The sequence below is a fragment of the Pandoraea terrigena genome (assembly GCF_902459705.1).
Classification (GTDB): Bacteria; Pseudomonadota; Gammaproteobacteria; order Burkholderiales; family Burkholderiaceae; genus Pandoraea; species Pandoraea terrigena.
In genome coordinates this window covers 17,722-43,712 of the sequence record NZ_CABPRU010000015.1, presented here as the reverse complement: position 1 = coordinate 43,712, position 25,991 = coordinate 17,722, and the positions used below count along the sequence as shown (strand labels likewise).

The 25,991-nt window shown below is 60.3% G+C and carries 28 protein-coding genes and 1 pseudogene; 12 read left to right on the top strand and 17 right to left on the bottom strand.

What is annotated here, in order from left to right; all coding sequences use genetic code 11:
- Positions 1-31 precede the first annotated feature (31 nt).
- The 8 genes from PTE31013_RS22205 to PTE31013_RS22170 all read right to left on the bottom strand — a co-directional run bounded on the left by PTE31013_RS22205 (position 32) and on the right by PTE31013_RS22170 (position 4,939).
- The gene (locus PTE31013_RS22205) at positions 32-847 is read right to left on the bottom strand and encodes an N-acetylmuramidase domain-containing protein (RefSeq protein ID WP_150614815.1); all 816 of its coding nucleotides are present in this window, start codon (positions 845-847) and stop codon (positions 32-34) included.
- Positions 831-1,154 (bottom strand): phage holin family protein, encoded by a 324-nt coding sequence (locus tag PTE31013_RS22200; protein WP_150614814.1) that lies wholly within the window; start codon positions 1,152-1,154, stop codon positions 831-833. The genes PTE31013_RS22205 and PTE31013_RS22200 overlap by 17 nt, the downstream gene beginning before the upstream one ends.
- Positions 1,151-1,525 carry a phage holin family protein gene (locus tag PTE31013_RS22195; protein ID WP_150614813.1) on the bottom strand — a complete coding sequence of 125 codons (375 nt, stop codon included), beginning with the start codon at positions 1,523-1,525 and terminating at the stop codon, positions 1,151-1,153. The genes PTE31013_RS22200 and PTE31013_RS22195 overlap by 4 nt, the downstream gene beginning before the upstream one ends.
- A 2-nt stretch (positions 1,526-1,527) precedes the next feature.
- Positions 1,528-1,731, bottom strand: a complete 204-nt coding sequence (locus tag PTE31013_RS22190; RefSeq protein ID WP_150614812.1) for a tail protein X — start codon at positions 1,729-1,731, stop codon at positions 1,528-1,530.
- Positions 1,731-2,213 carry a head completion/stabilization protein gene (locus tag PTE31013_RS22185; RefSeq protein ID WP_150614811.1) on the bottom strand — a complete coding sequence of 161 codons (483 nt, stop codon included), beginning with the start codon at positions 2,211-2,213 and terminating at the stop codon, positions 1,731-1,733. The genes PTE31013_RS22190 and PTE31013_RS22185 overlap by 1 nt, the downstream gene beginning before the upstream one ends.
- Positions 2,214-2,312: 99 nt before the next feature.
- On the bottom strand, positions 2,313-2,996 hold the full coding sequence (gene gpM, locus PTE31013_RS22180; RefSeq protein ID WP_150614810.1) for a phage terminase small subunit: 684 nt from the start codon (positions 2,994-2,996) through the stop codon (positions 2,313-2,315).
- A gap of 2 nt (positions 2,997-2,998) precedes the next feature.
- Positions 2,999-4,009, bottom strand: a complete 1,011-nt coding sequence (locus PTE31013_RS22175; RefSeq protein WP_150614809.1) for a phage major capsid protein, P2 family — start codon at positions 4,007-4,009, stop codon at positions 2,999-3,001.
- Positions 4,010-4,060: 51 nt separating this feature from the next.
- Positions 4,061-4,939: a GPO family capsid scaffolding protein gene (locus PTE31013_RS22170; protein ID WP_150614808.1), complete on the bottom strand. Its 879-nt coding sequence runs from the start codon at positions 4,937-4,939 to the stop codon at positions 4,061-4,063.
- A 142-nt stretch (positions 4,940-5,081) separates the two neighbouring features.
- Here PTE31013_RS22170 and PTE31013_RS22165 point away from each other — a divergent pair, with 142 nt between their 5' ends.
- From PTE31013_RS22165 to PTE31013_RS22155, 3 genes are read left to right on the top strand one after another with little or no spacing between them, the layout of a single operon-like run.
- On the top strand, positions 5,082-6,854 hold the full coding sequence (locus PTE31013_RS22165) for a terminase ATPase subunit family protein (RefSeq protein WP_150614807.1): 1,773 nt from the start codon (positions 5,082-5,084) through the stop codon (positions 6,852-6,854).
- Positions 6,851-7,912, top strand: a complete 1,062-nt coding sequence (locus tag PTE31013_RS22160; RefSeq protein ID WP_150614806.1) for a phage portal protein — start codon at positions 6,851-6,853, stop codon at positions 7,910-7,912. Before PTE31013_RS22165 ends, PTE31013_RS22160 begins: the two co-directional genes overlap by 4 nt.
- A gap of 34 nt (positions 7,913-7,946) precedes the next feature.
- Positions 7,947-8,456, top strand: a complete 510-nt coding sequence (locus PTE31013_RS22155) for a hypothetical protein (protein ID WP_150614805.1) — start codon at positions 7,947-7,949, stop codon at positions 8,454-8,456.
- A 164-nt stretch (positions 8,457-8,620) separates the two neighbouring features.
- On the opposite strand, the gene PTE31013_RS22150 is transcribed toward PTE31013_RS22155, so the two are convergent.
- Genes PTE31013_RS22150 through PTE31013_RS22140 form a run of 3 tightly spaced genes read right to left on the bottom strand, consistent with a single transcriptional unit; the run spans position 8,621 to position 9,545 of the window.
- Positions 8,621-8,968, bottom strand: coding sequence for a BrnA antitoxin family protein (locus tag PTE31013_RS22150; RefSeq protein ID WP_174978675.1), 348 nt, complete (start codon positions 8,966-8,968; stop codon positions 8,621-8,623).
- Positions 8,952-9,221 (bottom strand): BrnT family toxin, encoded by a 270-nt coding sequence (locus PTE31013_RS22145; RefSeq protein ID WP_150614804.1) that lies wholly within the window; start codon positions 9,219-9,221, stop codon positions 8,952-8,954. The genes PTE31013_RS22150 and PTE31013_RS22145 overlap by 17 nt, the downstream gene beginning before the upstream one ends.
- A gap of 18 nt (positions 9,222-9,239) precedes the next feature.
- A complete protein-coding gene (locus PTE31013_RS22140; protein ID WP_150614803.1) occupies positions 9,240-9,545 on the bottom strand; it encodes a hypothetical protein in 306 nt (101 codons plus the stop codon).
- A 617-nt stretch (positions 9,546-10,162) separates the two neighbouring features.
- Between PTE31013_RS22140 and PTE31013_RS22135 the strand changes: the two genes are divergently transcribed.
- The 5 genes from PTE31013_RS22135 to hutG all read left to right on the top strand — a co-directional run bounded on the left by PTE31013_RS22135 (position 10,163) and on the right by hutG (position 16,400).
- Positions 10,163-10,870: an NYN domain-containing protein gene (locus tag PTE31013_RS22135; protein ID WP_150614802.1), complete on the top strand. Its 708-nt coding sequence runs from the start codon at positions 10,163-10,165 to the stop codon at positions 10,868-10,870.
- An 87-nt stretch (positions 10,871-10,957) separates the two neighbouring features.
- Positions 10,958-11,848, top strand: coding sequence for a HEPN domain-containing protein (locus tag PTE31013_RS22130; RefSeq protein WP_150614801.1), 891 nt, complete (start codon positions 10,958-10,960; stop codon positions 11,846-11,848).
- Positions 11,849-13,265: 1,417 nt separating this feature from the next.
- Entirely contained in the window at positions 13,266-13,763 is a 498-nt protein-coding gene (locus tag PTE31013_RS22125) for a hypothetical protein (protein WP_150614800.1), read from the top strand.
- Positions 13,764-14,280: 517 nt separating this feature from the next.
- Positions 14,281-15,288: a LysR family transcriptional regulator gene (locus PTE31013_RS22120; RefSeq protein WP_150614799.1), complete on the top strand. Its 1,008-nt coding sequence runs from the start codon at positions 14,281-14,283 to the stop codon at positions 15,286-15,288.
- 314 nt (positions 15,289-15,602) lie between these two features.
- Entirely contained in the window at positions 15,603-16,400 is a 798-nt protein-coding gene (gene hutG, locus PTE31013_RS22115) for an N-formylglutamate deformylase (RefSeq protein ID WP_150614897.1), read from the top strand.
- A 221-nt stretch (positions 16,401-16,621) separates the two neighbouring features.
- Here the strand turns inward: hutG and PTE31013_RS22110 are convergent, their stop codons facing one another.
- The 4 genes from PTE31013_RS22110 to PTE31013_RS22095 all read right to left on the bottom strand — a co-directional run bounded on the left by PTE31013_RS22110 (position 16,622) and on the right by PTE31013_RS22095 (position 20,234).
- Positions 16,622-17,551, bottom strand: a complete 930-nt coding sequence (locus PTE31013_RS22110) for an electron transfer flavoprotein subunit alpha/FixB family protein (protein WP_150614798.1) — start codon at positions 17,549-17,551, stop codon at positions 16,622-16,624.
- On the bottom strand, positions 17,552-18,301 hold the full coding sequence (locus tag PTE31013_RS22105) for an electron transfer flavoprotein subunit beta/FixA family protein (protein WP_150614797.1): 750 nt from the start codon (positions 18,299-18,301) through the stop codon (positions 17,552-17,554).
- A gap of 135 nt (positions 18,302-18,436) precedes the next feature.
- A complete protein-coding gene (locus PTE31013_RS22100) occupies positions 18,437-19,030 on the bottom strand; it encodes a HutD/Ves family protein (protein WP_150614796.1) in 594 nt (197 codons plus the stop codon).
- A 16-nt stretch (positions 19,031-19,046) separates the two neighbouring features.
- A complete protein-coding gene (locus PTE31013_RS22095; RefSeq protein ID WP_150614795.1) occupies positions 19,047-20,234 on the bottom strand; it encodes an NAD(P)/FAD-dependent oxidoreductase in 1,188 nt (395 codons plus the stop codon).
- 298 nt (positions 20,235-20,532) lie between these two features.
- Here PTE31013_RS22095 and PTE31013_RS25210 point away from each other — a divergent pair.
- A pseudogene (locus PTE31013_RS25210) lies at positions 20,533-20,766 on the top strand (LysR family transcriptional regulator); the annotation flags it as partial.
- A gap of 161 nt (positions 20,767-20,927) precedes the next feature.
- Positions 20,928-21,881 carry a LysR family transcriptional regulator gene (locus tag PTE31013_RS22085; protein WP_150614794.1) on the top strand — a complete coding sequence of 318 codons (954 nt, stop codon included), beginning with the start codon at positions 20,928-20,930 and terminating at the stop codon, positions 21,879-21,881.
- A 31-nt stretch (positions 21,882-21,912) separates the two neighbouring features.
- On the opposite strand, the gene PTE31013_RS22080 is transcribed toward PTE31013_RS22085, so the two are convergent.
- Both PTE31013_RS22080 and PTE31013_RS22075 read right to left on the bottom strand, forming a co-directional pair.
- A complete protein-coding gene (locus PTE31013_RS22080) occupies positions 21,913-22,272 on the bottom strand; it encodes a cupin domain-containing protein (protein WP_150614793.1) in 360 nt (119 codons plus the stop codon).
- Positions 22,273-22,333: 61 nt separating this feature from the next.
- Positions 22,334-23,746 (bottom strand): NAD(P)/FAD-dependent oxidoreductase, encoded by a 1,413-nt coding sequence (locus tag PTE31013_RS22075; RefSeq protein WP_246174824.1) that lies wholly within the window; start codon positions 23,744-23,746, stop codon positions 22,334-22,336.
- 402 nt (positions 23,747-24,148) lie between these two features.
- Between PTE31013_RS22075 and PTE31013_RS22070 the strand changes: the two genes are divergently transcribed.
- Complete coding sequence (locus PTE31013_RS22070) at positions 24,149-25,162, top strand: ABC transporter substrate-binding protein (protein ID WP_150614792.1); 1,014 nt, start codon at positions 24,149-24,151, stop codon at positions 25,160-25,162.
- A 58-nt stretch (positions 25,163-25,220) separates the two neighbouring features.
- Positions 25,221-25,988, top strand: coding sequence for an ABC transporter permease (locus PTE31013_RS22065; protein ID WP_425495586.1), 768 nt, complete (start codon positions 25,221-25,223; stop codon positions 25,986-25,988).
- The last annotated feature ends 3 nt before the right edge of the window (positions 25,989-25,991 follow it).

The following is a 25,991-nucleotide window of genomic DNA, read 5'->3' as shown; positions in this document are numbered from 1 at the left end:
CGGGGGGAGATCTCGAGGTAGGCAGTGCGCGTCATGCGGCCACCTTCAGCGCGGTGTATTTGTCGTATGCGCGGTCGAGCTTCACGTCATAGAGGTTCGCGGCGAAGTCCTTGCCGTTGAACAACTCCGCAACCGTTGCCCACTTCCTACCCTTCATGGCTTTGAGAAGGGCAGGGTCCTCCAGGACGAAGCGCACGAAGGCGTCGAGCTGCGCGGCTTCCCCGGCGCGCATCAAGTCGGTAAAGGCCTCGACGCTCTCGTATCCCAGGCGCTTCCAGTGGTACGCCATGATCTGGAACGCCCCCCAACTGGCGGACGATAGCGCGCTCGGGCGGTGGATCGTGCTGGCGTCTGCGAGGCGCTTGTGCTCGCCAGCACCGCCTACATAGCCGCCGCGCTTCTGATTGACGAGATTGGGATAGCGCTCGGCCAGCGCCAGCGCGTCGAGACCGGCTGTGCCGACCTCGCGGTACATGATGTGGCGCTCGAAGAGGATGACCGGGCGACCGTCGGGCAGGAAGCCGCAGCCCAGGCTTTCCACTTCGTTCACGGCGCGCACGACGGCCAGCTCGATGCCGAGCTTGTCGGCCGCAGAAACCAGGTCGGCAGCGGTCAGATGTCCCGGTGCTCGAGCGCCGGAGGCCAGAGCCTGTTGCGTCTTCGCGCCGGCGATGCCGTCCACCACCAGGCCGAAGTGCTGTTGCACGTCCATGACGGCGCTGGTGGTGGCGGGGCCGAACCAGCCGTCGGCGGAAACGGCTGCACCGAAGGTGTTGAGTGCGGTCTGAAGCGAGCGCACGGCGGCGCCGTGGTCGCCCTGGCGAAGCACGTTAGCGAGCGTGGTCATGGGTCTTTCTCAGTAGACGGGTGATGGGGTTGTCGTAGCCCATGCCGCAGCGGAACAGGTCAACGACGTTGCCGCGCACGGCGAGGACTGCCGCACACAGGACGGCATTGATTGCCAGGGAGGTCACATCGACGGGCAACGGGGCGCCGAAGATCGTGCGGATTGGCACGGAGCCAGTGACGAGGACGAGCGCGTACGCCAGGCGCGAAGCCCACGGCCGGTGACAGCCCGACGCGCGCCGGAACATCAGCAGTCGCAGCGCGATGACTGCGCACAGCACGGCGTTGAGGATGGTGAGCGTGTTCACGGCTTCGGCCCTCCCTTGAAGGCGTCAAAGAGCTTCTCGGGGTTCGCCGCGCGTCGAATGAGCCACATCAGCAGCTTGATGATGACCGCCGAGGCCACGAGCGCGCCGACGGCCGCATTGACCTGGATGCGCTGGGGCAGAGCCCAGCCGATCAGATCGGCAGCCAGGCGTGCTGAAAGGCAGCCGGCGACAAACGAGATGAGGAAGAACGCCAGGCGCTTGAATGGCGCCAGATCATCGGAGGCCAGCACGAAGACACCGGCGCCCGCGAAGGCTCCCATCACCACGGCAGCGTCGACGCCGGGAAACAGGGAGAGCACGGCGACACCGGCCGTGGCGACCGTGGCGTTGGTGGTAACGGGTTCAGTCATGGTCAGTCCCACAGTTGCACGGTCTTTTTCTCAGCCTGTGCGGGTTGGTTGGGTAGTTCGATGAGGTGGCCGTGGGGCAGGATCGGGCCGAGGTCGGCGAGACCGGGGTTCGCCGCGAGCGTGGCTTCCACGACGCCCTGCGTGCGACCGAAGACACGCCAGCAGATCGCGTCCAGGGTGTCGTTCTGCATTGCCCGGACGCGCATCAGATCAGCTCCACGGTGTTCCGCGACACACCGACGATGTCGTTGATCGCCCACGCCGCGTCGCGTCGCAGCTCGTCGGCACCAGGGCGAGTCACGTCGTCCTCTTTGCGCCCGGTGGCTGTCGCGTCGAAGTTGCGGTACCGCTCGATGAGGTTGGCGTTGGCCCAGCAGAACACGGCGCGGGTGTAGCGCAGCCCGAGCGCGGTCTTGCCGTCGATCTCTGCCACGGGGTTGCCGCCCACGGTCTTTACGTCGGCGAGCGACGTGTAGCCCTCGGACGTGCGCTGCGCTCGCCAGGCGGCCAGCGCGCCGTTGACGTACAGCATCGCTTCCTCGACTTCGGCTTTGAGGCGCGGTGCCGTGACTGTCCCGTCGAGGCGTTGGACGTCACGCATCGCGTCGAGAGCGATATCGGGAAAAAAGGCGTCGTTCTTGATCGTGACGCCGGTGTCCATGATCGGGGCAGGGGCGAGGAAGGACATGCGGTGGTTCCTGTCGATAGTGGGCGGTGGAGGGGGCGTCGGCGTTGGCAATCAAGCCTGCGTCAGCCCCCTGCCGCCCGGCGCGGGGTACGCTCGGTGTCAACCGTCGCCGTCACTGGCGGCGGTCGAAGTCGGGTTGCGGAGCTTCGTCTCCAGGCGCTCGATTTCCTTGATGACGCCCACGTTCTTGTTCAGCTCGAGGGCGCGCTTCAGGCGGGCGAGGGCGGCGGCGGGGTCCTTGTCGATTTGCGCCAGGCCGATCTCCTTGTAGAGCTTGGCGCGCACCTGGTCGGGCATGTCTTCGCCGTCGGTCAGTCGTGCAACGGCGAGCAGGCTCGGAATGTCCACTTCGCCATTGATTGCGCGGGCCTTGCGCGCCATATCCGCGAACTCCTCGGTGATGACGCATGCCGTGGTGCGCGTGTACGGCTCGGGCATCTTCAGGCCGTAATGGATGGCGTGTGCTGCGATGGGCAGCGCGCCGGTGTAGTCGCCAACGTCGATGCGCCACACGAGCACGTTCATCACGACATCGTCCTGCACGCCGCGCCCGCTCGAGAGCACACCGTCGACCCACGCGGCATACGTCGGCAGCATCTCGCGTTTGGCTTCGGCCTTCTTTTCCGTTGACTGGATGCCGCTCAGTTGCCGCTTGTGCTGTGCCAGTTGCATCAGCTGCTGCTCATAAGCGGTGGCGACGATGGGTTCATCGGTGGTCGCCGCGGCGGCGGTCGCGCGCGCCGCGGTGACCCGCATGAAGTGCTGTTGTGCGGGCGACGGCATGCTTACTCCGGAGCGAACTCGAGGTTCTCGACCAAGCAGCCGAGGCCATAGTCTTCGATCACGAACGCGTCGTTGCTCGACTCGAAGTTCTCGATACGGTCGCGTTTCGGGTTATCGATGACCGAACGGCGGCGCCCTCCGTCTTGGAAGTAGATCGAGATGTTGTCGAAGCGCGTGATCATGAAGGCGGTAGCCGGGAAGAAGGGGACCATAACTGCCGGTCGACCGCCCATCGCCTTCTGGCTCATGATGATCTGACCGGCAAGCTGCTCGGTCGGCGCCTGCTGGCGGTTGATCATCGGGAAGTACTTCTCATGGGCCAGCGCGCGGCCGCACAGCACTATGAGATCGGTGTCTTCACGGTGCCACGGGTCGATCAGGCTCGACAAGGCGTCGTACACGGCGGCGTCCAGGTTGCCGTAGTCGCCGTCTTTGCCGATGACAACCTTTCCGGCCGTCTTGCCGTGGTCCATCACGCGGGCTGGTGCTTGCTCGCGGTACTTCTGCAGCCAGCCCTTGTTGACGTCCTGCAGCAATGGGTTTGCGACGCGGTCCGATGTGGCCGCGCGCGACACGCCATTGAAGCCGATCAGCATGCGGTCGAGCGCCTGGCGTACCAGGAGCGCGTCACGCACGCGTGCCTGGAAGTCGGGGAACTTCGCCCAGGCATCGAGCTTGGGGTACTTCAGGTGCGAATCGAAGTTGGTCTGCGTGCAGACATAGCCGTTCGGGTCGAGATCCGTCGGATCGATGGTCTCGCGCTCCTTGAGATCGGTATTGGTCGTGCTGGCGAGCGGCGACCCGACGCCCAGGCCGAGCTTTTCGCCTTGCTGTTCGGTCACGCCGATGACGTTGATGCGCCCCAGGAACTCGGTCGATTCCTGCATCTTGGTTTCGAGCGTCTGTTGAACGGATGGTGCGACCGAGAATTTCTCGGTGGCGCTTTCGACGCCGTTCAGCTTCTCGAGCTGGCGCAGATAGCCATTAAAGGCGATGCGGGTTTCCTTACGCATGTGTGCTTCTCCGGTACGGTTGGTTTGCGTGTGGTGGTGGCGGGGCTGCGATCAGCAGTCAGTCAGCTCGGCGAACTTGGAGCCACCGGTGGCGGCGGTGCGCGGTGCGCTGCCGTCCGTATCGGAGAGCTTTGTCACGAGCGCGTCGTGGTCCCTGCGCAGCGTCTCCAGTGCTTCCGTGACGGGCTTAATCGCATCGGTCATGTTTGCGCTGAATCGCTCCATCGCCTTGGCGACGGCTTCGCCCACGGCATTGGTGGCCATCTCAGCGGTGAACTGCTGCGGCTGCTCGCTGGTGGCCGGCTTGTTTTCCGGGGGTGTGGTGGGGGAGGGTTTCTTGCCCAACAGGCCAGCGGTGAAGCGCTCGAGCAGCGAGGCGGTGGAACCCTTCAGGGTCAGCGTGACTTCGCCGCCGTCGCCCGCTTCGTCTTCGAACTCGATCAGCGCTTGCTCGGCTGCCGTGAAGAGGTTCTCCGGGCGTTGCTTGCGGCCAGCCAGCGGGCTGTTCGTGGCGGTGGCGCTGAAAGCCAACATTTCCGTGCCCAGGCTCGCGGGGTTGTCCGTCACAGCCAGGGCGACCATGTATGCCTGGCCGCTATTTGCGAAGTCCGGGTCCACCTCGATGGACGAGTAGACCTTCTGGCGGTCCTTCGTCGTCATTGCCACCAGGGCGTCGGTCGGATCGAGCTGCGCGAGCAACTGCAGCTTGCCCTCGGCGTTCGTGTCGGTCTTGAGCGCAATCACGTCGCCGTATGCCTTGAAGGGGCCGTCCGGGACGATGCCGCGAATGTGTTCCAGGTTGATGCGTGCGCCGTACTTGTTCGTGTCATACGTCGCGGCCATCTCCTGAATCATTTGCCTGGTGATGGTGCGACCGTCAGTCGTGGCGCCTTCGGTGGCGACGCGAAAGAACTTCGTTTTCTTTGCCATGTTGGGTTTCCTCGGGGTGAGCGTTCAACATGGCCCATATTCGGCGTCGGCCGCGCGCGGGGCAACGCATCGGTGTTGTGCCCGAACGCCTTACAACACGGCCGCGTCGACCATACGCGCGCGCGTGGGCAACCTTGTCGGCATGACACAACAGCACGTCACTGACACCGATCCGCGCGTTGAGGCACGCAACCTGTACTTCGCAGGGTGGCGCGTCGCGCGCATCGCCGAAAAGATCGGCGAGAAGGCGTCGACCGTGCATAGCTGGAGCCGACGCGACAAGTGGAAGGACACCGCGCCGGTTGATCGTGTCGAGCTGTCGCTCGAGGCGCGGATGATCCAGCTCGTGCGCAAGGAAAACAAAGAGGGGAAGGACTTTAAAGAGATCGATCTTCTGGGGCGGCAGATCGAACGCATGCAACGCGTTCACAAGTACCAGCAAACGGGAAACGAAGTTGACCTGAATCCGAAGATCGCGAGCCGCAACAGTGGGCCGCGCAAGAAGCCCGAGAGGAACAGCATCGACGAAAAGCAGTTGGATCAACTGCGCGACGCGTTCATGGATTCGATCTTCGACTACCAACGCGCTTGGTACGAGGCAGGTCAAAAGCACCGTATCCGCAACATCCTCAAGAGCCGTCAGATCGGCGCGACCTGGTACTTCGCCCGCGAGGCTTTCATCGACGCCCTGGACACGGGCCGCAACCAGATTTTCCTGTCGGCCAGCAAGGCGCAGGCTCACGTCTTCCAGCAGTACATCAAGCAGTTCGCCAAGGACGCGGCCGATGTCGAGTTGACTGGGTCGCCGATGCATCTACCTCACACCGGGGCCAACCTGTATTTCCTCGGCACCAACGCGCGCACGGCACAGAGCTATCACGGAAACCTGTATTTCGATGAGTACTTCTGGACGTCGAAATTCCAGGAGCTGCGCAAGGTGGCGTCCGGGATGGCGATCCACAAGCACTGGCGCCAGACGTACTTCTCCACGCCATCCAACCTGGCACACGAGGCTTATCCGTTCTGGAGCGGGGCGCTGTTCAATCGTGGCCGCAAGAAGGAAGAGCGCATCCAGCTCGACCTTTCGCACGCGGCGCTCGCGCGCGGCGTGCTTTGCCCGGACGGTCAGTGGCGGCAGATCGTCACCGTGGAAGACGCGCTCGCGGGCGGATGCAATCTGTTCGACCTCGAGCAGTTGCGCCTCGAGTATGGCGCCGATGAGTTCGCCAATCTGCTCTTGTGCCAGTTCGTGGACGACGTGCTGGCTGTCTTCAAATTCACCCTGCTGCAGGGCTGCATGGTCGACAGCTGGGAGGTGTGGGAAGACTACATGCCGTTCGCTGCCCGCCCATTTGGCTATCGGCCGGTGTGGCTCGGGTATGACCCGAACGGCGGCAGCGGCATGGGCGATTCGGCCGCGCTGGTGGTGCTGGCGCCGCCGGCGGTGCCAGGTGGCAAGTTCCGGATCTTGGAGCGCATCCCGTTTCGGGGCCTCGACTATGAGGCGCAGGCCGAAGCAATCAAGAAGGCGACGGAGCGCTATGTCGTGACGTTCATTGGCATCGACCGCACCGGCATCGGCGACGCGGTGTACCAGCTCGTGAAGAAGTTTTTCCCGGCGGTGGTCGGCTTCACCTACTCGCCGCACGTCAAGACGCAGCTCGTGATTAAGGCGCATGACGTCATGAGCAAGGGCCGGCTCGAATTCGATGCCGGACACACGGACATTGCCCAGTCGTTCATGGCGATTCGAAAGACATCGACCGCCGGCGGCGGGCAGATCACTTACAAGGCGGACCGATCAGCGCAAGCGAGCCACGCGGACATTGCGTGGGCGACGATGCACGCCCTATCGAACGAGGGTATCGATGGGCAGATCGGCACGAACCAGGGCTTTATGGAGATGTACTCGTGAGCAAGAATCGAAACGCGCGGTACCGCGCACGCACGGCGGAAGCCCCGGCACCGGCGGCCACGGCGGCAAATGCACCTGGCGTCGAGGCATTCACGTTCGGCGATCCCGTCGCGGTGCTCGACAAACGGGAGATCCTGTCGTACCTCGAGTGCATGCGACTGTCGAAATGGTACGAGCCGCCCCTGTCCTGGGATGGCCTAGCGCGTTCATTTCGCGCGGCGCCGCACCACAGCTCGGCCATCTACGTGAAGCGCAACATCCTGGCGTCGACGTTCGTTCCCCACAAGCGCCTGACGCGGGCGGACTTCCGGGAGTTCGCGCTCAACTACATGGTGTTCGGCAACGCCTACTTCGAGCTGCGCAAGAACCGGCTCGGTGGCCCGCTCGCGCTGAAGACACTGCTCACGAAATACACCCGGCGGGGTCTGGATCTGGAGTCGTATTGGTGGGTGCCCGAGGTGGGGCAGGAGTCGATGTTTGCGAAGGGCGATGTCTTCCACCTGATGGAGGCTGACGTCGAGCAGGAGGTATACGGACTGCCCGAGTACTTGCCCGCGCTCAACGCTGCCTGGCTGAATGAGTCCGCGACGCTGTTCCGCCGACGCTACTACAAGAACGGCAGTCATGCGGGCTTCATCCTGTACATGACGGACCCAGCGCAGAGCCAGCAGGACGTCGATGCGCTGCGCGAAGCGCTGAAGAGTTCGAAGGGGCCGGGCAACTTCCGCAACCTCTTCATGTACGCGCCGAACGGCAAGAAGGACGGCATGCAGATCATCCCCGTGTCCGAGGTGGCTGCGAAGGACGAGTTCTTCAACATCAAGAACGTGACGCGCGACGATCTGCTGGCGGCGCATCGCGTGCCGCCGCAGCTCATGAGCGTGATCCCGAATAACACCGGCGGGTTCGGTGACGTGGAGAAAGCCGCGAAGGTCTTCTGGGTCAACGAGATCATGCCGCTCCAGGAGAGCGTGAAAGCCGTGAATGACTGGCTCGGTGAAGAGGTGATGCGGTTCGAGCCGTATGCACTCGCGAGCAGCGACAAGACGGCGGGGTAATATGTACGCCTTAACAACCATTAGGAGTCGACCTGTGGGGATTTTCAGTGAACTGTGCGGTGCGTACTCAAATAGCGAGGGACGCAAGCTCCAATTCTTCAGAAAGCTAAATGACCAGACCCGTCATTTGCGAGATGGATTCTCAAAATATGTGGAGTCCCCGACTGGAAAATACTCCACCGATGACGGTGAAGTTCCCTACGTTCGATTGCTTGCCTGGCAAGATGGGCAATATGAGGAACCTTCGGGGATGTTAATTTCTCGCCTTGACGACGACCTTGTCGGCTGGTTTGGGCTGTCGCTCGCCGTCGAACACGATGCCAACTCGTGGCCGAAGTCGGTCTATCGTAGTCTTATTGGGCTCAAGTGGTTGCCGGACGCTATGGAAGTCCACTTGCCGGAAATGGACCGCGTTATCGTCGCGCCTCGGGTTGACGATGACAAAACTGATTATTCCGCTGTGTATCAGTCAATTGTCGAAGGAATTCATCGCCAGCTAGCGTTTGATCCATTCGAAGGCCGGTCGGCGAAGGCTCCCCGATAGCTGGACGCCAGTCACTGTACTGACGCAAATGCCCTTCGCTTCTCCGAGCGAGGGGCATTGCATGTTTGGCTCACACGCGTGTACGTCCCAACGAGCGCGAATTGACGGAGGGGCGAATTTGCCACCAGCGATCATCTCGCCAATTTGCTTCCAAATGGACTTCTCTATGCCGAGAGCAAGTGGTGCGACTCGGCGTACTCGCGCAGCGCATCGTTCATGCGAGTTTGCCAGCCGTCACCGGTTGCCTTGAATGCATCGACCACATCGCGGTCGGCTCGCATATTGAGCGTCACCTTGCGTTCGCTTTCCGGCAACGCAGGACGTCCGCGTCGTTTCAGCAGAGCGTCGGTGCGTTCCTTCCCAAGTGCTTGCGTCAGCACGTCGCGCGCCGGGCGCATCTTCTTCAGTTGGGCATCGGTGAGCGGCGGGCTGTCCGGATCGGATTGCGCCGCACGCGTGATCGCCGCGTCTTCGGCGTCGGTCATCGGTTGGATTTTACGTTTCGTCGTCATATCGCTTTACCTCGCGTCGATTGGCTTTGCGAAGGCTGATAACTCGAATCGCTTCGCCACGCACAGTGAACACCATCACATGGACCCGGTCGCCGATCAGGCCGAGGGCGATAAACCGTTCTTCCTTGTAGTCGTTCCGGTCGTCAATTTCAACGAGCGCGGTGTCCAACTCGAACGCTTCAGCAAGTGCCAGTGAGAGGCCATGTTTCGCTCGGTTCGCTTGATCTTTGGTCGGGTCGAATTCGATGTCCATGTAATTATCGTATGGGCACTAATTATTGTCGTCAACGATTTTTTGTATTGGCAATAATTGATCGGCCGGAGGAGCGTCCGACGCTTGGCCCGCGCGTGTCGCGCGCATGCGGTCGACACCAGCTTCGGCCACGCACGGCTCATCGAGCAGCCGCGAACGAAGCGACTCGATAGCGACGAGCCACCCGCCCACATCCTCCCGCCAGGCGGCGCGAATGATCTCCATATCCGCCCGACATGCGAGCAGCACGCCGTGCATCCGATGGATCTCCCACAGCAATTCCCGCGCTTCGGGTGACGGCGCACGAGTCCAGATCGTGCGCAAGTCCAGGCTGGTCAGGGCACGGCGTTCGGTGGGAGCAGGGCGTCGGGAGCGCATGGTGCATAAATACTGTATGAATGAACAGTATTTTAGCTGAATATCGGGACCGCATCAGAGGCCCTACAACGGGCTCCCGGTTTGGGAGGGGGGCGGCATGGGCGAGGAGGAGGCAGGCCGTTGTGCGCGCGGACAGGCCGGTTGCCGCTGCCGTTTTTCTGCCGACCACCCCTCCCTAACCCCCAGCGCGCGCGGTCATGACCCCGCCACGCCTGCGCGCTTGATGCAACAGTTTTTATGCACCTTTGCGCCGACCGCCAAGGCTTGCCAGTATGGGCGCTGCGAGGCATTCCGGGGTGCATGGAACGTGTGCACTTTCATGCGCCAAGCTCATGCGCTGGGAATTCAGTGTCAGCGTTGCGGAACGCCCGTTTCGGTCATATGTACCCGTTTTTCGAATCGGTTAGCGATTCCGTTGTAATTTAACCTTGCACTACGTTATACCCAACTGGTATGATTTTCCTATCAAGCCCATGGCAGTAAGCCGTTGCAAATCATCCAGCAGCGTGCCGAGCCCTTGGGCTTTTTTCATTTCCGGGCCGAAAAATTAGAAGAGTTAGGCGATGGCAACTGCGATCCTGATTGACGGGGCTTTCTTCATCAAACGCTTCCGTACGATTGAACCCCAAAATGCTTATGACCCGCGTAGAGCTGCCGAGTGCGCTCATCGATGGGCGTGTGCGCATCTGACTCCGCCACTGCCGCGCAGAAATGGAGCCGGAGATGATCTGCGTCCCGTTCGCCAACGGCAGCGAGGGCAAAGGCGCGATCTTTACCGAATTTTCTTTTACGACTGTCCGCCGCTCGATAAGAAGATGCATAACCCCATCAGCGGGAAGGCTGTCGACTTCGCCAAGTCCAAGGAAGCGCAATTTCGCAATGATCTTCACGAACACCTCCGTGGTATGCGGAAGGTTGCGCTGAGATTGGGGCACCTGTCCGCCTACACTCAGTGGGTCATCAAACCGAACAAGGTTGCCGAGCTATTGGCGCGAAAGATCACTATGGAGCAGTTGACGGAAGACGATGTCACAGTTGATGTTCGCCAAAAAGGCGTCGACATGCGAATCGGCGTCGACGTTTCGTCGTTGGCCTTCAAGGGGCAGGTTGATCAAATTGTGTTGATAGCCGGCGACGCGGATTTCGTGCCGGCAGCAAAGCAAGCACGTCGGGAGGGAATTGATTTCATTCTTGATCCCATGTGGAAGTCGATCCCGGCCAACCTCAACGAGCACATCGACGGATTGCGATCAACTTGCCCCCACAAGTAGCAAGAGCTTAGGGGCGTGGCGATACAACTTTCGGCGGCGAAGTGCCCCGCCTGATTGGGAACACCTCATTTTCCTTTCATAGCTGAGATGACAAAAGAGACAGTCGAAAGCGATGTAAATTTCGGCCTTTCGGGCATCAACCTCGAGGGGAAAGTAATAGATATGGGACAGGGGATTCAGCTTCGCCCCACATTCGCACATCTCTTTTCTACCGATGTACTCGCCTTCGCGCAGCCGGCCTCGCCGCTGTCGTTTCATCCGGGGCCGTGGCAAGCCGTGTCCAGAAGACCCGGCGTCGACATAACGGCAGAGCTATTTATTCCCAAGGAGTACGGGCACAAGCGGGTAAAGCGCATCGAGGTAGGCCACACGATTATCTCGCTGCTGCGCCTCTGGTATGACCCGCGTGTGACGACGCAGGTTTTGACCAAAGGGCCAATTGCGCCCATGCGGGACCGAAAAGACAAAGGCGGGGAGTTTATTGGCATGATTCACGGAGGGCGTGAGCGATTTGTCGAGATCGCGCCCGTGGCCGGTGACAACGATTTGACCAAAATCGACTGGGTTGCTGAGAATTGGTCTGCCGCGGTCGATCTGCGTGGGGAAAGTACCGAATTCGACTTCGCACTGGACACCTTTGATAACGCTCAGTGCATCCCAAATACGGCGATGATGCTCGTATCGATTTGGGGGGCACTCGAAGCAATATTTTCCCCGCACAAGGCGGAGCTAGTGTTTCGTGTTTCGGCTCAACTGGCAGCTTTCCTAGAGGGCAGGGGAGCTACTCGAATGGCGATGCAGAGGGAAATCGTCAAGCTCTACAATCTGCGTTCGGCTGCTGCTCATGGATCGCCGAAGCATGGATCGAGTGACCTGATCGCAACCTTTCACCTATTGAGGATGGCAATCATCCGAATGGTTGAAAGGAAATCCGTACCAGACAAGGAGGCTCTCGAAAAACTGTTGTTCGAGGCATAGACACTCATCGGGAAGTACGTGTTTCAAAGCAGCGATTCTGAGCTTAAACGAAACGGGTTACGTGGTCGTCACGTAGCCCGTTTGTATCTGACGGTGGAGGCACGCCTCAACCCATGCTAACGATCTCGCGCCGCGTGCCATTTACGTGCCATTTCTCCGACAACCAACGACAACGAGCGACAATGCTTCAGAAATGAAAAACGGGCCCGAAGGCCCGTTTTTACTTGGGTTTGACCGTCTTTCGTTGTCGTCGACAGTCAGAATATTGGTGGAGCCGGCGGGGATCGAACCCACAGCCTACACCGAGCGAGCAGAACCATTTTACGGTGGGTGTCGGGAAAAGGGTAACCAAGGTAACCGCTCGCAAAAATCATGTGAAAACCCGCATGGACAAAGGATTCTCCCGGTTACCTTTCAAGGGTAACCGAGGGTAACCAAAAGGTAACCGCGGTCTAAGTCTTTGATTCTAAAGAGAGTGAAAAAATCGATAAGTTACCTTCGTAAAAGGTAACCGGTTACCTTTTGGTTACCCTAAAGTTACCTTTTGCCTAAATCTCTGAAAGCCTTTTCTGGTAAGGATTTGCGGCCGATTTTTGAAGAGCGGTTACCTTGGTTACCCTTTTCCCGAGACCCGCTGGATTTTCGTGTACGCTACCTCGGCAGTTTGAGGACTACCTTGCGGACAGTAGTGACCGACGCCGCGTGTCGTGGCCGAGAAAAAACTATGAACAAGCTGTTTGACGCTCTATGGGGATGGGCTACGTCGTCAGGCGGAATTAACGCTCTCGTGACGATCGTTGGTACTGCCACAACCACTCTCGTTATCACACAGTGCGTGCCCGAGTTGCGGGAGCGGTGGCGAGAGAAGCGAATCCAGAAGTTGGATCGACGGCAAGTATGTTCTGAATGGTCCCAGGCGCTTGAAGCGTACTCGCGACTCTGCGCAGTACGTGTGATCGACATCGGAAACGGTGAAGATGAAGCATGTGCGATGCAAGATGTCGGGCGACTTGGAGACCTTTCGGTGCCTCAATGGATCGGCCCACAAGCAGGTGATAGCTTTCGCACTTTGGAACCGCAGATCGAGCAAAAGTTACGGCGATTTCCTGCAATGGTGATCGCTCGGAATGAGTCGATATCGTTACTGACACGCTCTATGTGGACAGACTCATTTCGGTTGGCCACGCTGGTCAAAAAGGAATCGTGCGCTGTAGGGCTTCACGCCCACTACTTGGCGGCCTCCTTGCGGCGGTGGGGGAGTTTGCCTGTTGCAACGTCGCCGGTGGACGGCTGGGACCACATCGCCACTCTGCGGAAAACGATTATTAGCCTCGACGAAATGGAGCGGCGGCAATCAGTGCCAGTTCCACCCGCTCCCGTGCAGCAGACCCCCGAAATAGCCACTTGAGAACGCCAGATGACGACGTGTGCGGACCGCTGGGCCAATGTATGGCCTGAGATTGCTAAGGGACTACCTGCGGCTTTTGTCGCCGCCGTGGTTGCAGGCATTGCGGCATATATCGCCTACCGACAATTTCGAGTCGCTCAGGCGAAGCTGAAGCTCGATCTCTTCGAACGGCGCTACAGTATTTTTGAGATGGTCTGGGGCTTCACGTCTGGATTAGCGCAGGGCAACATCCCTGACTGGGGCGGGGAAAAATGGGTTGCATTCACAAACAGACGCCCGGAAATTGCGTTCCTCTTTGGTCGTGACATCTCGGAGTATTGCGACGAGATAAACAAAAAAGCTAATGAACTCAAGGTGATCGACGCGCGCATAAAGCGCAACGGTGGCGTATTGCCCCCCGAGTGTGTGGGGGCGAATCTCGAACTGCAAAAGTGGTTCTTCGAACAGGCGTCCACTGGTGTGCGGCAAGCGTTCGGGGCGTATCTGAACTTCGAAGAGTGGAAGTAGCTCCGACAATGGGCGCTTGACCGTTGTCGGCATTTCCCATCTGGATGGTGCTCACAGCGAAGGGCGGGCCTCTGCCCGACAGGCACGCAGTATAGACACACATAACCTGTGTCATTGGCCGAGGATGAAGTGAGTATTTTCAAGTACCTAGCGTGCCACTGCTGTCGCGCTTGTGACACAACCAAGATGCCGCAACTCCATGATTGAGCGTATTTTTTGCAGTCTACCAGTGTAAGTTAATAGCCTATCCGGGGTTCGAATCCCCGTCTCTCCGCCACGGATAAACAAAGGGCTTCCCAGTAGGGAGGCCCTTTGTGCGTTTGCTATTCCGAGGGCGCGGCGGGGGTGGTTTGCGCGCTCTGGCTCGGCAGTAGGTCCCTCGTCTGACCGGACGGCGCGGGGGGAGGTCAAGCCAAACATATTGCGACTCTGTCACACTCTTTGCTCGCAACTGCACTAGGCGGATATGCAAATCGCTGTGCTACAGTCGTCGCTCTCGCATGCAATTTATACGGCTATGAATGATGTGGTCAGTGGACGGTACCCCGACTGGGAGTTGCTCGAAAGTTGGGTTGCCGTTGTCGAAGCCGGGTCCATCTCCGACGCAGCCAAGCGCCTGCGCATTTCGCAAGCCGGCGTGTCGCAGCGTGTGAAGGCCATCGAGTCGATGCTCGAAACGGTGTTGCTGGACCGCTCGACACGTCCGGCGCGTCCTAACGCCGCGGGGCAGCGACTCTTCGAACATGCGACCGCCATCCTGCAAAGCGCCGACCAGATGGTGGAAAGCGTGCGCAATGTCACGCGCGCCAAACGGATCGTCGTGCGACTTGGGGCCGTCGATTCATTCGCCGCCACGGTGGGGCCCATCATCATCAAGGCGCTCACCGGAACGTCACAGCAGATCCGCCTTTGGTCCGGCATCACCCCGACACTCGACGCCTTGCTCGACGCGCGCCAACTCGACATGGCCGTCACCACGACGGGAGTGAGTAGCACCCTTGGTGTGCGTCGACAGAAACTGTTCTCCGAACCCTACTATGTGGTGCTGCCCAAGGAGGTTGCGCTCGATCGTTTTACCTCGCTGACCGAGCTCAGCCGCCATCTGCGCTTCATTCGCTACAGCGCACGCTCGGTGATCGGGCAGCACGTCGATACCTACCTGATGGCCCACACCGACAACATCGAGCGGACGTGCGAATTCGACGCTACTGACCCGATGCTGAGCCTCGTAGCCGCGGGTCTTGGCTTCGCAATCACCACACCGCTGTGCATCTGGCAGTCGCGCCATTTCGTGCCTGACCTCCGGGTGGTGCCGCTGTCGCACTTCTCGCGCCACGGCCGTCCCTACGAGCCGTTGTCGCGCACGTTCTATCTAAGTTCCCGCGAGAACGAGCTCGGCAATATGCCGAACGAAATGCACGACCTGCTATGCCGCGCCTATGAGAAGCAGGTGGCGAAGGACATCGCGCAGGCGCTTTCGCTCAACCCGGACCATGTGTTCTCGTTCGGACTGGCGAGCGACTGACATAACCGAAACCCCACCTAGAACATAAGTGCGCCTTAAGCAACGCGTCCGCTTTTTTGTGCGGCTTACGCTTGACGCCATCGCACACCAATCCCTGAATTGCCCATTGCTTCAGGGTTTTCCGTTGGTTGAAATGTGGAGTCAGCGCGGATCAATGCCGACAACGCGGCCATGTGGTGTACGACATTGCGGCTGAGCCTGATGGCACCTTCAGCGCGGAGCACGGCGCCGGCTCGTTGCAGGTCGACGAGATGCGCAAGTACAAGGGCACGCTCGAAGTCGACGATTACAAACTTTCCCCGATAGCTGAAATCATGTCTGAACCCGCATTCCACTTCCATCAGGGTACCGTGCCACTGCTGATTTCGATACCTCACCTCGGTACCGAAATCCCCGGCGCGATCGCCGCACAGTTGCAGCCGCATGCGCTGGAGGTACCCGACACTGACTGGCACCTCGACCGTCTGTACGATTTCGCGCAGCGCATGGGCGCGTCGATACTCGGCGCGAAATATTCGCGCTATGTCGTCGATCTGAACCGTCCGCCGACGGGGGAGAGTCTTTATCCGGGCCAGACGACGACTGGCCTGTACCCGATGGAGACGTTCCGTGGGGAGCGGCTCTACCGAAATGGCTTGGCGCCCGACACTGCCGAACACGCTATGCGGCTCCAGACGTATTGGCAGCCGTATCACGCAAAACTGGAGGCGGAGATCGCGCGGCTGAAGTCGGAATTCGGATCGGTATTGCTGTGGGAGGCGCACTCGATCGCGAGTGTGCTGCCGCGCTTGTTCGAAGGCAAGTTGCCCGATCTGAACCTCGGGACCAATTCCGGCGCGAGTTGCGGCGCGAGAGTGCTTGATGTGGTGATCGCGACGCTGGGCGAGCAGCCGTACACCTGGGTGGCCAATGGCCGCTTCAAGGGCGGCTTCATCACGCGCAGCTTTGGCCGGCCGGAGCAGGGCGTGCACGCGATCCAACTGGAGATGTGCCAGTCGACGTATATGAACGAAAGCTCACCGTTCGCCTATCGCCCCGACCTCGCGGATCGCGTGCGCCCGGTGGTCGAACGCATGGTGCAGGCTGCGTTGGACGCGCTCAGGGCGGGGTGATCGGTCGTGTCCATGCGCGTCGTCAGGCCGGGGTGCCGTTCATGTTATCCAATGCTGAACGCCAACAAGCATCCTTGAGCGTCGCGTTCCGCATGATGATCTCTTCAAACGAAAAACACCCTGCCGCGTTACTGTGTGACCGCGTGCAGGGTGAGGGGGCATCTCATTAACGCCGATGCGTTAGCCTTGGCGTTTCTGGTTGCATCGCATCCTGATGAATCTCACACCAACTGCGTCAGCGCCGGCACGACGTCAAACAGATCGCCCACAAGCCCGTAGTCGGCCACGCTGAAAATCGGTGCGTCGGCATCTTTGTTCACGGCCACGATCACCTTGGCGTCTTTCATCCCAGCCAAATGTTGTATTGCGCCCGAAATGCCCACGGCGACGTACAACTCCGGTGCGACGATTTTGCCCGTCTGACCCACTTGGTAGTCGTTTGGCGCAAACCCCGAATCCACCGCCGCGCGCGACGCGCCAATCGCCGCGCCAAGCTTTTCCGCCAGCGGTTCAAGTATTGCGAAATTCTCCGCACTACCCAGCCCACGCCCCCCCGACACCACGACGCGTGCCGCTGTCAGTTCCGGACGATCGCTTTTCACCACCTCGCGCCTCACGACGCGCGAAGTATTCGCGTCAGGCACTGCTGCCACCGTCTCGATCGATGCCGCCCCCCCTCCCGGGCGGGCGGCATCGAATGCCGTCGTTCGCACTGTCGCCACGATCACCGCGTCGGACGACTGCACTGTCGCAATTGCGTTGCCCGCATAAATCGGACGTTTGAATGTGTCTGGTGCCTCGACCGAAACGATCTCGGAAATCTGCGAAGCATCGAGCTTCGCGGCCACACGCGGCGCCACGTTCTTGCCCGCCGCCGTGGCGGAAAAAAAGATGTGCGAATACCTCCCCGCCAACGCGATCACCTGCGCGGCCACGTTTTCAGCCAAACCTTCGGCGAGCTGCGGCGCATCGGCGACCAGCACCTTCTCGACACCCTCGATGCGTGCCGCCACGTCGGTCACAGCCTGTGTGTCCAAGCCCGCGACGAGTACATGCACCGGCCCGCCAATCTTGCGCGCAGCGCTGACGGTGTGCAGGGTCGCCCCCTTGAGCTGCGTGTTGTCGTGTTCAGCTATTACCAGCGTTGTCATTCAGATCACCTTCGCTTCGTTCTGCAGTTTATCAATCAACGTCGCCACGTCGGGCACCATCATTCCAGATTTTCGCCCCACCGGTTCTTCAACGCGTAACGTCTTCAGTCGTGGTGACGGATCGATACCCAGCGCGTCAGCCGTCACCACGTCGAGCGGCTTCTTCTTTGCCTTCATTATGTTGGGCAACGTCACATAGCGTGGCTCGTTAAGACGCAGATCCGTGGTGATGATCGCCGGCAACTTCAGCGAGATAACTTCAAGGCCGCCGTCGACCTCACGCGTCACCGTTGCCCAGTCGCCTTCGATCTGGATGTCGCTGGCGAACGTGGCCTGCGGCCATTCGAGCAGGGCGGCGAGCATTTGTCCGGTCTGCCCGGCGTCGTGATCAATGGCCTGCTTGCCGAGAATTACGAGTTGCGGCTGTTCTTTCTCAACGACGGCCTTGAGTAACTTGGCGACCGCAAGCGGTTGCAGCTCGGCGTCGGTGTCGACCAGCACCGCGCGATCAGCACCGATCGCTAGCGCAGTGCGCAGCGTCTCCTGGCTCTGCGTCGTACCGCACGACACCGCGACGATCTCGGCCGCCACGTTAGCTTCCTTCAGGCGCGTGGCCGCTTCCACAGCGATCTCGTCAAACGGGTTCATCGACATCTTCACGTTGTCGATATCGACCCCGCTCCGATCGGACTTCACGCGGACTTTGACGTTGTAGTCAACCACGCGCTTGACTGCCGTAATTACTTTCATCAGAGATTCCTCATTACAAAGTTTTCCATGGACGGCGCTGCAGCGCCGGTTCCGAATTCATGGAGGTTATGCGGTTAGCCGCGGAGCGCGGGTGCCTGGACAGCGATATGTCGGCGCGGTCTGGCGCGTCGCCGCTCAAACTAACGGCGCGATCGCGACCACCGCACATGGCATGGCGTCTTCAAGCGCGCTCGACGTCATCGTGCATGCGAAGGGCGATGCATCGGCGTCAAGCGTTACGAACGCGCGGGGGGGCATCACGCAACGCTCGCCCGCGCGGCGAATCTCGCATTTGCCGTCGCCGGAGAACACGACGAGGACGCCCCCGATACGCGGCACAAACTCGGCAGGGATCTCAGGGGCCAATGTTTCGACGCGCGCCCGCCAAACGCCGCGATCGACCATGACATTCAAGGCCTGGCAAGCGCCGTTGATGAGCGATGCTCTCCATTCCGGCTCGCCGTCATACTGCGTAGGCACACCGGGCGCGAGCACGACGGTGTCGCTGCCATTGCGAAGCACGATGCCGCGACCCGCGACGATCAACGAATGACGGACTACGCCGTAAAAACGAGAATAGGGACCATCCTGAGTAATCTCGGCGAGGCTCACCCGCCACTGGCCAGGTGAGCCGTCATGCGCAGCGAGTGCCCGGGTCACCCCCCCGCCATTCTTCCAGGGTTCCGCGCTCACCCGATCGAGCGCGATGACGTTGTGCGACGCGATCATGGTGTGCGCTATTCGATCAGGACACCGCACCGAGGCCGTACTTGCCGGTCAGCAGCCTGCCGGTGTGGAAGCGTTCGATCGAGTACGGCGCAAGCGACACGTCGGTCGGCATGCCGAGCGCTTCTTGCGCAAGGATGCGGCCAACCGTCGGCGAGAGCTTGAAGCCGTGGCCCGAAAAGCCGTAACCGACGACAAGTCCCTCGATTCCCGGGAGCTTGCCCAGTACCGGATTCCAGTCAGGCGTGACGTCGTACACACCGGTCCACGACGACGCAATGCCCGACGCTTCGTACGCCGGGAAACGTTCTGCGACCTGGGCACCCACTTCGACGACATAGTCCATCGGGATGTCACCCTGTTCGACCTGAGCGGCGGCAAGGCTTTCGCCCACGACGCCTTCGCTCACGAGCATCTGGCTCCCGCCGTAGCTGCGGCAGTAGAGCATGCCCGGCGAAGCCAGATCCTTGAACACCGGCATCGAGAAGGTGTACTTCGCGGCGTCGCATTCGAGCGCGAGCACGGCGTGGCGCTCTGGTGTTACCGGCAGCTCGCGTCCGGTCCAGCCGGCGAGTTCCGGCGTCCAGATGTTCTGCGCGCTGATGACCATCGACGTCTTGAAGTCGCCGATCGACGTGGAAACGCCCACGACCTTGCCGTTCTCGATCAGCACGCGATTGACCTGAGCATTCTCGCGAACTGTCACGCCGCTGCGGCGTGCTGCACGGGCGAAGCTGGTCGCCACAAGATAGGCGTCGGCAAAACCGGCTTCCGGCTCGTAGCCGATCAGCGCGGCATCGTCGAACTGCGCAATGGGCAGCAGCTCGCGTGCCTGAGCCTGAGACAGGGTCTCCAGCGCGATGCCTTGTTCGCGCTGTTGGTTGAGCGAGGCGCGCAGCGGTTCGAGCTTGTCACCTTCAGGCGCGACGATCATGTAGCCGCACTTGACCATGCCGCACGACGCTTCGTCGTCGCCAAGATACTCGGCGAAGTTGTTGAAGATTTGCCATGAGTGACGCGCAAGCTCGACGTTCTCCTTGACGGAGTAATGCGTGCGCAAAATTCCCGAGGACTGGGACGTCGTGCCGGCGCCAATGGTGTCGCGATCGAGCACGAGCACGTTTTTTGCGCCAAACTTGGCGAGGTGAAATGCAACCGAGCTGCCGATCACGCCAGCGCCGATGACAACGACATCGTATGTATTCACGGTTCTGCCTTTCCGAATGCGAGGTTTACGAATGGACGGTCGAAGTTTCGTACAGTCGAAAAGGCACACCTTCAATATAAGAGCGGGCGATTTTTAGTAAAACCGGCGGCTAAGCTACGTCGGGAATGACACGGGTTTCCGAACCGGATGCCCGGCCCAAATGTTCTTGGCGGCTTACGGTAACGCGCCGGTGTGATGTTGTACCGCTTCAGGAGATGGCGCATTCGTGGAAATTCGGCTCTGACCGGGGGCAGGGCACGATTCAAGGCATTGGCAACCACATCGCACGCCGGCCGTACCGGCGCTGCTGACGCTACTACGCCGCCATCCACGGCTACGCTTGGTACTGCGACCAAGCGACCGCACGGTCGATCTCGTGCCGGAGGGCGTGGATTGTGCGGTGCGCGTCGGCGTATTGCTGGACAGCAGTCTGGTCGTGCGCTCGCTGGGCGCGGTCGGTCAGGCAAGCCCGGTTAGCCGGCGCGAAGCCGGTTTTTCAACGTCGCAGCCCCCGGGATGCCAAGGCGAGGTGCTATTGGAATCGGGGCGGCCTCGCAACGATCAAGGATCATTTCTCGCCAACGCTATAATGCCGCAGCGAGTACGCTGAAGATTCTTGCTGCGCGCTCAGGCCGCAGTGAGCTTTGCGCTTCCCCCATATGGCGTTTTTTGTTTGATTGGAGATGCGCCTTCATGAATTCCATCGCACCGCCGATCGACCTTCGCGCATTGCAGGTGTTTGTCACCGTCTGCGAAACCGCCTCGATGACTGAAGCCGCTCGCGTACTCGGCATATCGCAGAGTGCGATTAGTCAATGTATCAAGGTACTTGAGCGTGAGCATGGCGATGTTTTGTTCGACCGGCAAATGCGGCCGTTGAGACCTAACGCCGCTGGTCGCGTTCTGCTCGACAGGGCACGTCCATTGCTCGCTCATGCCCGAGACGTTGCTCTCAGTGTTCGCGCGGCTACCAAAGCGAGCTTGTCGCTTTTGCGCATAGGCTGCGTCGACTCGTTCGCCGCAACTATCGGGCCGGCCCTCGTGGAACAACTGGTCGGTACGGCAGAGAATCTTCGAATGTGGTCTGGCCTGACCCCGATGGTCAGTGAGCAGTTGGTAAATCGCGAGTTGGATCTCGCCGTTTGTACCGAGTCGACAGTCGACCCCGAACGTGTCACTCAGCAACTGCTTTTCTCCGAGAGATTCGTCGCCGTCGTTCCGCTGTCACATGCGGGTGCGCCATTTGTCGAAGTTGCGCGTAGTATTCCTTTGATTCGTTACTCCCGGCGTCAAGTGACTGCGCAGCAGGTGGAACGATTCATCCGCCATATCGGAATTGATGCACCGGCCATGTATGAGTTCGACGCGACGGACCCATTGCTTAGCCTGGTTGCCTCCGGCCGCGGCTGCGCGTTGACAACGCCACTCTGCTTGCTTCAGGCGCGCCACCACCTGCCCAACGTTTCGCTGGCGCCATTACCCGAAAGTCCTCTGGCGAAGCGCCATTTTTTTCTCCTGAGGCGTAACGGGGAATGGGAGGACATCGCAAAACTACTCGCCGATTGTGCCATCAGGACATTGCGCAATGAAGTCGAACCGACGCTCCGCAAGGTGATGCCGGCTCTGCCACTCGAACTATTCAATTAACCTTGGTTGGAGCGTCGCAAGGTGTTCCGGATTAACGATTGTGGAACACGTACCACTTCCTTGTACGCTCCACGACTTCTAGTGTCCCTTTGAAACCGGGCTCGAGCACGAAAGTGTCTCCCGCGCTAAACTCCACGCGCTCGCCGCCCTCGGGCTGGATATGGAATCGCCCTTCAAGGACAAAGCAATATTCCCAATCGTTGTAATCGAGCGCCCATGTGCCCACCGACGACTCCCAGGTACCGACTTGGTACTGTTTGTCTTGAGACTCGTATCGGTTGACAACGAATGCTTTGGGATCGCCAGAGACGGGGGCGCCTCCCCAGTCTTCGCCGAACGCCGCGGTACCGTTCGCAAAGCGAAGGGCATGGAGATTTTGATTTTTCTTCATAGTGAATTCCTGGTCAAAAAGAGTGCTGTCGAATTGCGGTACCGTCGATGACGGTCAGCCGTCAGAATCCCGCGTCCACGATGGTGGGGGACCCATCACTGAATCTCTCCAGACGAAAGTCTCGGGCGTCGACGATTGGGCTGTCGTTGCAAATGATGTCAGCCATCAGTCGGCCGGCCGCCGGCGCGATCCCGAACCCGTGCCCCGAATAGCCGGTCGACACATACAAGCCAGGAAGCGAGGCGACTCCGGATATGACCGGGATGGCATCGGGGGTGACGTCCATGTACCCGGCCCAGCGTTGCGCAACCCGGATGCCGCGAAGCTGTGGAAATGCCTCAAGAAATCCGCGTAGCGCGTATTCCGTACTTTGCAAGACCGGAGACGGATCCAACTCACGCACATCTTCGAAGGGCGATTTCTTGTCCAACGGCCAATGGCTTGGGCGCATGAGTTCGGAGAAGAATCGTGAACCTACACTCAGGCGCAAGGCCGAGCCCTGACTTTTCAATGCCTGTATGTACTTGAAGAACAAGCGAAACGCGTCCGGGGTAAGGTCGGCATACGTCCGGAAACCGCTCGCGATCGTGTACCCGCCGTCGGCTCTTTTTCGGAACGCGAAGTGCTTGTTGCTCGCACCTATTGTCGGACCGTCCTTGACGGCGGTGGTCCGTAGAACCGAACCTTTGGCCAGAAGCTGAGGAAGCTCAACCCCGAGGCTGCGGCATAGCAGCCGTGACCAGGCGCCGCCTGCAATCACGACACCTTTGCACTTGATTTCTCCCCATTCCGTCACAACGCTGCTCGCCGCCCCAGCGCTCGTCTCGACGCCCCGAACCGCACAAGGCGCCACCACGCTGACCCCTCGCGCACGTAGTGCAGCGGCAATGGCGGGCGCCGCTTGCTGAGGTTCGGCTCGGCCGTCCGTCGGCGTATACAAACCGCCCTTGAATCGAACTGCCGAATGTGGCAATAACCGGGCGATCTGTTCGGTTCCGACCAACTCCGTGTGAAGTGATTCGCCCACCAGGTCTTTCGCGCGTCTGAGCCAGGTCACGTAGGTGTCCAGCGTCTTTTCGTCCGACGTCATATACAGCAACCCACATTGCTGATAGCCGGTGTTCGCACCTAGCAGTTGGTCGAAATGTCCCCACATTTTCGAGCTTTCGATGCTCAGGCGAAGCTCGCGGAGATCGCGACGCATGACGCGAACCCACCCCCAGTTTCGACTCGACTGCTCACCGGCAATACGTCCCTTCTCGCAGACAGCAACACTCAACCCCTTCTCGGATAGATGCAGTGCAGTGCAGAGGCCGACAATTCCTCCACCGACCACGACGACGTCTACCTTTTCCGGCAAGACAGGGTCTAGCGCAACGTTTTGTACTTCAGGTCCCATCGGATTCCTCAACTCATTGATCTGTCGATCGAGCTTGTCCCATCGACAGGTGTCCATGGGAATAAGAGATGACAAAGATGCCACTCGAGGGACCAAACATGAATCCGGATAAGACGATCTAATACTGAAGATTTCAGTTTCTGAACGACTGTGTCCGGTCATCGGGCAAATGCTCGCCGGGGCCAACCACCCGAATCACCCCAGCCGCCCACTCCCCGAGCGGAAGGATGCCGAGGGGAGCATGGTGACAACGCCCTAATAAGCCGTATTAGTTTTACTTCACTTATTTTTTTCCGCGTCTCGCATCCCTACAATCGCCGGAAATTCTAGTGCGAATTCATTGTGTCGCAACAATTGGGCTGCCCGCCGTCGCCGGGGGGGGCGCCTCTGACACGAGGCGTGCTAGGGCGGGCGGCCTCAATCTGAGGCGCACCTAACGTTCGACACGAGTTTCACGAAGCCTCCCAGGAGAAATGCATGAACTTTTCACGACGTCAGTTCCTTCGCACCAGCGCCGCTATGTCAGCCCTGTCCGCAGTTGGTGTCGCCGGCAGTCTGTCGCTGTCCGGCACGGCCCGCGCCGCAGACGCCATCACGGTTCAGTACGGTGGCTCGGCGTGGCTCGGTCACTATCCGGCCTATCTCGCCATGAAGACCGGTGCATTCGCTGCCGCCGGCATCAATCAGCAATGGCAATCGTTCGGCACGTCATCCGCACGCATGAGCGCCGTGCTCTCAGGCGGCATCGACATCGCCTGCACGGGCATCGTGTCGGCGCTCGCGCTGATGGCGCGCGGCTCCAAACACTTTTCCATCGTGGCGATCCCGGATAGCTTCTCTCGCGTTGAAGGGCTGCTCGTGCGCGACAGCGTGCGTTCGTTACAGGATCTCAAGGGCAAGAAGGTGGGGGTGACGTTTGCATCCAGCTCGCACCTGCTGGTGCTGGATCTGCTGGGTAGCGCCGGTCTGTCGAACGACGTCACACTCTTGAATGTCCCTGCCCCCGAGCTGCCTGGCGCGATTCAGTCGGGCCAGATCGACGCTGCCGCAGTCTGGGCGCCGCAGTTCAACCGCATCCGCGCCATGTCCGGCATGAAGGTGCTCGCCGACGACACACAGTTTTCGCTCCATAAGAAATACGGCGTGACGCCGGGCCCCGACGTGCTGATCGTGCGCAACGCGTGGGCGGAGAAGAACGTCGACACCGTGCGCAAGTATCTGCGTGTGTACTTCGAAGCCAGTCAGATGTTACGAACGAAGCCCGAGGAAGCCGCGCGCTCGCTGATCGCCCTGACCGGTATGTCGGCGCTTGATCAGCTGGAAGCCATCAAGGACGCCGAGTGGTACTCACTCGAGCAGCAAACCCAATTGCTCAAGTCGCCGGGGACCTATGTCGACGGCCTGCAACGACTTGCGGAAATGCTCGTGACATACAAGCAGATCGACAAAGCGCCCGCTGTGCGTCGGTGGGTCAATACGTCGTATCTGTAAGCTGCCGCGCGCCGGTACCCACCCGACGGGTACCGGTGTTCGCAAAAGGAGTCTGATAGTGAATCATCGTCAACCGTCCCGCGCCACGTTGCTGGGTGTGGGATTTGTGTCCGTGACCGTGTTCCTGCTCGCGTGGGAAGCGGTATGCCGCACCGGGATCGTCGATCCTCTGTTCTTGCCGCCCCCCTCGGCTGTCGGGGAACGCATCGTCTCGATGCTGGCCGACGGCTCGCTGCTCGCCAATGTGCTCGCCTCCACGCGTCGCGTGATGACCGGCTTCATCGCCGCAACGGTCGTGGCCATTCCCCTGGGCATCGTGCTCGGCACGTCGAGCTACGCCCGCGCCGCCTTCGATCCGATCCTGTCGTTCCTGCGCCCGCTGCCGTCGATGAGCTGGATTCCGCTCTCGCTGCTGTGGTTCGGTATCTCGGAGACGCAGAAGTACAGCATCGTGTTCATGGGCACGTTCGCCCCGGCGCTCGTCTATGTCATCGAAGCCACGCGCAACGTCGACCCATTGCTCATCCGCGCAGCGAAGAACCTTGGCGCGAGCAACGCGCAAGTCATGCGAGAGGTCATCCTGCCCGCGAGCCTGCCGCAGATTCTCAGCGGGATGAAGATCATCCTCGGCCTGTCGTGGACGTGCGTGATCTCGGCCGAACTCGTCGCAGCGCGCGAAGGTCTTGGCTTTCTCATCATGAACGGCAAGGAGTTCTTCCAGACGGAAGTCGTCGTGCTCGGCATGGTGATGATCAGTGTCACCGTGCTGGTGACGGATATCGTATTTCGCGCCATCGAGCGCAAGGTGTTGAGGTGGCAGGCATGAACG

Excerpts from the sequence above, each read along its gene's own strand:
- PTE31013_RS22195 (WP_150614813.1), bottom strand. The coding sequence starts at position 1,525 with ATGACTGAACCCGTTACCACCAACGCCACGGTCGCCACGGCCGGTGTC.
- PTE31013_RS22150 (WP_174978675.1), bottom strand. The coding sequence starts at position 8,968 with ATGACGACGAAACGTAAAATCCAACCGATGACCGACGCCGAAGACGCG.
- hutG (WP_150614897.1), top strand. The coding sequence starts at position 15,603 with ATGTCTGAACCCGCATTCCACTTCCATCAGGGTACCGTGCCACTGCTG.
- PTE31013_RS22130 (WP_150614801.1), top strand. The coding sequence starts at position 10,958 with ATGACAAAAGAGACAGTCGAAAGCGATGTAAATTTCGGCCTTTCGGGC.
- PTE31013_RS22120 (WP_150614799.1), top strand. The coding sequence starts at position 14,281 with ATGAATGATGTGGTCAGTGGACGGTACCCCGACTGGGAGTTGCTCGAA.
- PTE31013_RS22080 (WP_150614793.1), bottom strand. The coding sequence starts at position 22,272 with ATGAAGAAAAATCAAAATCTCCATGCCCTTCGCTTTGCGAACGGTACC.
- PTE31013_RS22190 (WP_150614812.1), bottom strand. The coding sequence starts at position 1,731 with ATGCGCGTCCGGGCAATGCAGAACGACACCCTGGACGCGATCTGCTGG.
- PTE31013_RS22135 (WP_150614802.1), top strand. The coding sequence starts at position 10,163 with ATGGCAACTGCGATCCTGATTGACGGGGCTTTCTTCATCAAACGCTTC.
- PTE31013_RS22110 (WP_150614798.1), bottom strand. The coding sequence starts at position 17,551 with ATGACAACGCTGGTAATAGCTGAACACGACAACACGCAGCTCAAGGGG.
- PTE31013_RS22185 (WP_150614811.1), bottom strand. The coding sequence starts at position 2,213 with ATGTCCTTCCTCGCCCCTGCCCCGATCATGGACACCGGCGTCACGATC.
- gpM (WP_150614810.1), bottom strand. The coding sequence starts at position 2,996 with ATGCCGTCGCCCGCACAACAGCACTTCATGCGGGTCACCGCGGCGCGC.
- PTE31013_RS22085 (WP_150614794.1), top strand. The coding sequence starts at position 20,928 with ATGAATTCCATCGCACCGCCGATCGACCTTCGCGCATTGCAGGTGTTT.
- PTE31013_RS22105 (WP_150614797.1), bottom strand. The coding sequence starts at position 18,301 with ATGAAAGTAATTACGGCAGTCAAGCGCGTGGTTGACTACAACGTCAAA.
- PTE31013_RS22175 (WP_150614809.1), bottom strand. The coding sequence starts at position 4,009 with ATGCGTAAGGAAACCCGCATCGCCTTTAATGGCTATCTGCGCCAGCTC.
- PTE31013_RS22205 (WP_150614815.1), bottom strand. The coding sequence starts at position 847 with ATGACCACGCTCGCTAACGTGCTTCGCCAGGGCGACCACGGCGCCGCC.
- PTE31013_RS22125 (WP_150614800.1), top strand. The coding sequence starts at position 13,266 with ATGACGACGTGTGCGGACCGCTGGGCCAATGTATGGCCTGAGATTGCT.
- PTE31013_RS22145 (WP_150614804.1), bottom strand. The coding sequence starts at position 9,221 with ATGGACATCGAATTCGACCCGACCAAAGATCAAGCGAACCGAGCGAAA.
- PTE31013_RS22170 (WP_150614808.1), bottom strand. The coding sequence starts at position 4,939 with ATGGCAAAGAAAACGAAGTTCTTTCGCGTCGCCACCGAAGGCGCCACG.
- PTE31013_RS22165 (WP_150614807.1), top strand. The coding sequence starts at position 5,082 with ATGACACAACAGCACGTCACTGACACCGATCCGCGCGTTGAGGCACGC.
- PTE31013_RS22070 (WP_150614792.1), top strand. The coding sequence starts at position 24,149 with ATGAACTTTTCACGACGTCAGTTCCTTCGCACCAGCGCCGCTATGTCA.
- PTE31013_RS22100 (WP_150614796.1), bottom strand. The coding sequence starts at position 19,030 with ATGATCGCGTCGCACAACGTCATCGCGCTCGATCGGGTGAGCGCGGAA.